The organism is Agitococcus lubricus (assembly GCF_003051055.1).
In the GTDB taxonomy this organism is placed as follows: Bacteria; Pseudomonadota; Gammaproteobacteria; order Pseudomonadales; family Moraxellaceae; genus Agitococcus; species Agitococcus lubricus.
Window position 1 is genome coordinate 1 of record NZ_QAON01000046.1, and the last position, 5,089, is coordinate 5,089.

Below are 5,089 nucleotides of genomic sequence, written 5' to 3' on the forward strand. Positions count from 1 at the left end.
CCTGCCTCTAAACGCGCATTAGAGCGCGTTCTAGCCTCTTGAATGGCCTGAGGTAGGGTAAGCCCTTCTCTGAGCGTTAAATCCACGTAATAAATGGCTGAGCGATGGCTTTGGGTGGTACTTTTACCTCGGAGTTTTAATTGCAGGGGTAAACAAGCTAATAAATCGCCTGAAATGGCTTGGTAATAACTTAAGCGTGCGGCTAAAGTGCGAATACTGTTAAAGCCTGTCGTTCTAAAAATAAACGTGCCAATATCCTCCTCATCATTTACAATAACGTGTAAACGACCATACGGTTTACAGTGACCTGTTCGTGCTAAGTCACAGGCTTCGGGACTAGGGCAGGGAAGTTGTTGAATGCCTTGTGGTGTATATCGCCGACAAGTATCACCATTACCGACACACAATGGTCTGCCTGTTTGTCGGTCAAATAAACTGTATTCCGCTCGTAGGTTTAACTCAGGCGAATTAAATAACATTCGAACAGGAATCGTGCGTAATTTGCCGTTGCTGGTGGTTTGTGCTTGGCGCACTTGTTCATCTAAGGGATGAAGTAACCAACCGTCCTTGTGTTGGACTTGGGTAGTTAAGGTAAATTGGTCATCCTTTTCGGGTAAACGTTTACCGTTCTTTTCAACGATGCGACCGATGCTAATCCGACCGATAATCGGGGGAGTAATGGCTAAGCCTTTAATCATGATATTCTCCAAAAAATAAAAAAGCCCTTGCTGTCATGCAAGGGCTGTATGCCGTGTCAGGGTAAAAAGTGAGTGGTGGACGTGATGGAGTCGCTTTGTTTTGGTGAGTGGTTAATCACTGGCTTTAGAATTAGCCACAGGCCGTTCTGAGACTAAAAATCGTCTGCTACCAACTTTGCTGCGTTGATACTGTTGACAGAGTTGCGGATGGTCTTTGACGAGTGCGGTGGTATCAAGGTAAACAGAGTCTTTAGACTTTTTCCATGAAATTACCCCTTGAGCAAATTGGGCATAACTGGCTTCACCGAGATTCTGTTGCAGCAGTTGTTTATAAAATTCCTCCTGTTTTTGATAAAAGGCCAGTTGTTGGCGTGTGTTGATGAGGGAGTCAAATAAGCTTGAGACATGCGTATTGTTGCTAAAATCAACTCTTTGGCCATCGTCTTGCGGGAATAAGCAGCGTAAGGCAAAGCCTGCGGATTCAGAGCCATCGGCACAGGGCGTGGTGTTACTTTGCACGTAGTGCCAAAATAACCGCTCTAATTCAGTCAACTTAGCAATTAACTCTTCATCACGTTCAATGCGATAAATCTTGAGTTGTTGACCACAAATCAACACACAAACATCAGCCGCTTGTAAGCCTGTCACGGCTAATTGATGTTGTACCTGACATTGCACATACTCAGGTACACCGTCTTTCCACAACTTTGCCCCATATTCGCCTGCGGTTTTACATTCCAGTAGTTGTACCTCATCACTACCAACGACTCGATAATCAATATTGGCCAACATCCACGATTTATCACTATCGGCATGTTGCAGAATGGCATTGACCTTACGCACTTTACGGCCTGTGACTTTGGTGTAATGTTGGGCAACAATCGGTTCTAAAATCTGCCCCCAATACATTTTGGAGTCTATATCGGGTATCAACGAAGAGTGGTGATTAGCCTCAGATTCATCACAGGACTCTTCGCTAAAACGCCCTGTTTTAATCATCCATAATTCCAACTGGGATTGATAGGGATTGAGACCGACAGCAGCGGCAGCATCACTGCCGCCAATACCTTGTTTACGCACCGCTAACCATTCACTACGGCTTAAGCCTTTGGTGTTGATTAAACGAACCGCGTTGGCACTGTGGGTTTTAGATGTGTTCTTTGGCGTAGTTGAATCAGTGATTTCGTGACTCAATACGGTTGCTAAGGATGAGCTGACAATAGGATTACCCATACTAGCAGACGATGTACTTTGCTCTGAATGTAGATGTTCCATAAAAACCTCGACATAAAAAAAGCACAGCCTGTATGACAGACTGTGCTTGGGTGAATGAAAGAAATTATCAAAGAAGGATTAACAGTGATTAGACTCAGGTCATCATTACGCTAGGCACACGTTGCCTGCCTTCTGAGAAAATCGTTGCATTAGGATTAGCTGAACTGAGTAATGACCACCACCACGGCAAAGCAAGAGGGTTACTCAGCGGCAAATGTTGGTCGCCATAACCGTGATTATCACTGAGATGAATTTCTAAACAGTGGGGACTACTCAGTAATTCATGGACTAAACTCCATTCCACATGATTCGTCTGTACCGCCAAAATATTCAAATGTGACAAATCTAGAGCGTAATTCACCCCTGATTCGAGCAGTTGTTGATATTCCGCCCATGTACTGATTAACCAATGATGTTTACCATTTGGTGTAGGGTAGTGACCTTCAATCCCAACAGGTATGCCAAATAAATCCTCAATTTCTTGGGTAAACTGTAAAACCTCAGCGACTGAACAAGAACCGCGTTTACCTGCATGAGCGGTATAAACAGGTGCATCCAACAAGTGCGATAAATGCGCCATCTGTTTAAACCACTCTTTTTCATGTGGCCAATCGCTTATATCGACGATTTTATGCTGTCTCTCGATATGAACATTGGCATGGCAGCGAAACTCAATGTGTGCTAATTCGGCTTTTAATTGCAATGCCAATTCAGGGGTAAATTGCCCCAAATTCTGCGGACAAATTTGTAATCGTTTCGTGGACAAATAACCGAGTAAAGGCTCTCGTGGTGTAGCGTTTAAAGCCAATTGAATCGCTTGTTGATGGCTTAAACGACCATAAGCCCCAAGGGAAATATGAATGTCTTGTGTGGAGGGAACAGAGCATGAGTCAGCCTTATAAATCGTATTCATAATTGCTGCACTCCGTATAATACTCGGTATGTTCTAAACGAAAGGTTCCCTCAGTCACGTTAATGGTCATCGTCCCTGAACCACCATCGTTGTTTTCCCATCCCCCGTGATGAGCATCAACCCACGTCAACACAAAATCACGTAAGGCTGAATCAATGGAAGATTGTTGCTCCTGTAAAAAGTAACGATATTCACCGTCTTGATATTCACCCGCTAAACAGTGATACGTGAGTTGCTGTGTTTTTAACGTGTTTGCAATATTGGCTTGTGCTAATAATTCAGGAAAAATCTCTAATTCAGAGACATCACCCGAATCACCACCGCCTTCATAACGCACCACTAATTGGGTAATACCCAAGGCAGCAAGGGCAGTGAGTAGCGGTTGACGATTAGCATGTACCGCTTCAAAGGATTTAGGACTGTAACCCATCATGATAAAACTCCAACTTAATAACGATAATTAAGAAAAAAGGGCATAAAAAAAGCCCTGTGCTAAACAGCAACAGGGCGGATGAAATCAAGGCATAACAACGGATAACTTCAAAAAATATCCTTAGGGAAAGGCAGGTAAACGCACTAAATCAGCGTATTATTCACCGCTGGTTTGGTTGCATCGTGATACGGAGAATGACGCGCATACTCCATAAAAAATTGGGTATGAATTAATTCACAACGCTGTTCATCGGCATCTAAAATCACTTTACCCTCAGCCCCTTCTTCGGTATCCCAATCAGGGTATTTGATACCTAAACAGCTTAAGGCAAAATCACATAAGGCCATACGCATCGACACTTGTTTGACCTCGCCTGCACTGTAATACTGACCTTGTGTATCACGCGCAAGGATTAAGAATTGATAGGGCAGTTGGCATTTGTCAATCTGCGTTAACTGACTTTCAGGGAAGACTTTTAAGTCCGTGACATCGCCTGAATCGGCATAACTTTCGTATTCGATAGTAATTTCACTAATGCCTAATGACGGCATGGTGTGTAATAACAAATCACGATTAGTTTGAATGATCGCGATAGCTTCGGGATTATGATACTCGGACATGGTTGTTCTCCATGAAAAAACGGCATAAAAAAAGCACGATGACCACCACTTCACCGTGCTTTCACAGACATAAAATAAGGCAGTAGAATTAAATAAAACTGAATAAGCTAAGCCGACACCAAACGTAACGCCTCATCCAATGCACGTTGTTTGATAACCGCGCCTTGGCCAAACCATGCCGAATCTAAACGATGGTCAATACTGCGCGCTTTACGCTGATGGTCAACAAACTCCGTCACCGAATTTAATAAACCAAAGGCAGTCCCCTTAGCAGATGATAACTCAGCCCCTAAACCTTGACCCTCAAATAAAGTCTTTGCTTTGGCCATGGTTCGTTCAAAGGATTGCATACTGGCTTGACCTTTCATCGCTGCATCACCAAACACTTTGGCATAAAATTTATCCACCTCCGTACTTTTAACTTTACGTTCACTTAAGGTCTTTAAGCGATACATAAAATCATCCCAAGCAGCGACAGAGATACCCAATTGCTTTTTCACCGCTTGCGCATCAAAAGTCGTATTGTGGGGAACTTTCACCGCCTGACCTTGACCATTTAAGGCTACTGCCAACGTGTTATTACACACCACACGGATACTGGTAAATTGCGCGGTTGTGGCTAAAGTACCATCACAAGCGGTAGCTAACAGCAAATAACCATTCGTCACATCATTACCGCGTAAACTCATCGACTGACCTGTTTTCGCCAATGCCCAAATTTTACGACCGCCTTTAAGTACGCCTGCTGTTTCTAATTCAAAACCAGAGACTTCGGTTAAGTCGCGATAAAACTCTAAAATTTCACGCGGTTGAACCACTTGATAACGCTGACTGACGACTGACAGGGGAGCATTTGTATCTGAGCGATACAACACCTTATTATCGGCAAAGGTACGAATGGATGAAGTTTGTTCATCACCTGTCATAAAACGGACAGGGGCTTCTAAAATTGACCAATCCATACCTGCTTGTTTAGCCCAGATTTCTAAGGGCTGTTGTTCTTCTAAATGATTACCTAAACCGTGCCATGGGGTTGCACCGACATAAGCCATTGTTTCGACTAAATGTGACATGATAAATTCTCCGAAAATGAAAGATAAAAAACCATCATCAATAAAGTATAGTTAAAAGCAAATGAGACGCATTAACA

The 5,089-nt window shown here is 43.3% G+C and carries 6 protein-coding genes; all 6 read right to left on the reverse strand.

Going from position 1 to position 5,089, the window contains the following annotated elements:
* Positions 1-698, reverse strand: a 698-nt coding sequence (locus tag C8N29_RS16340; protein ID WP_107867131.1) for a recombination directionality factor, incomplete at its 3' end; no start/stop codon positions are given.
* Between the two features lie 111 nt (positions 699-809).
* Entirely contained in the window at positions 810-1,973 is a 1,164-nt protein-coding gene (locus C8N29_RS16345) for a YqaJ viral recombinase family nuclease (protein WP_239987203.1), read from the reverse strand.
* A gap of 94 nt (positions 1,974-2,067) precedes the next feature.
* Positions 2,068-2,886 carry a hypothetical protein gene (locus tag C8N29_RS16350; RefSeq protein WP_107867132.1) on the reverse strand — a complete coding sequence of 273 codons (819 nt, stop codon included), beginning with the start codon at positions 2,884-2,886 and terminating at the stop codon, positions 2,068-2,070.
* Complete coding sequence (locus C8N29_RS16355; RefSeq protein ID WP_107867133.1) at positions 2,870-3,319, reverse strand: DUF6878 family protein; 450 nt, start codon at positions 3,317-3,319, stop codon at positions 2,870-2,872. The genes C8N29_RS16350 and C8N29_RS16355 overlap by 17 nt, the downstream gene beginning before the upstream one ends.
* Before the next feature lie 143 nt (positions 3,320-3,462).
* A complete protein-coding gene (locus tag C8N29_RS16360; protein WP_107867134.1) occupies positions 3,463-3,939 on the reverse strand; it encodes a DUF6878 family protein in 477 nt (158 codons plus the stop codon).
* A gap of 107 nt (positions 3,940-4,046) precedes the next feature.
* Complete coding sequence (locus C8N29_RS16365) at positions 4,047-5,012, reverse strand: DUF932 domain-containing protein (RefSeq protein WP_107867135.1); 966 nt, start codon at positions 5,010-5,012, stop codon at positions 4,047-4,049.
* Positions 5,013-5,089: the final 77 nt, after the last annotated feature.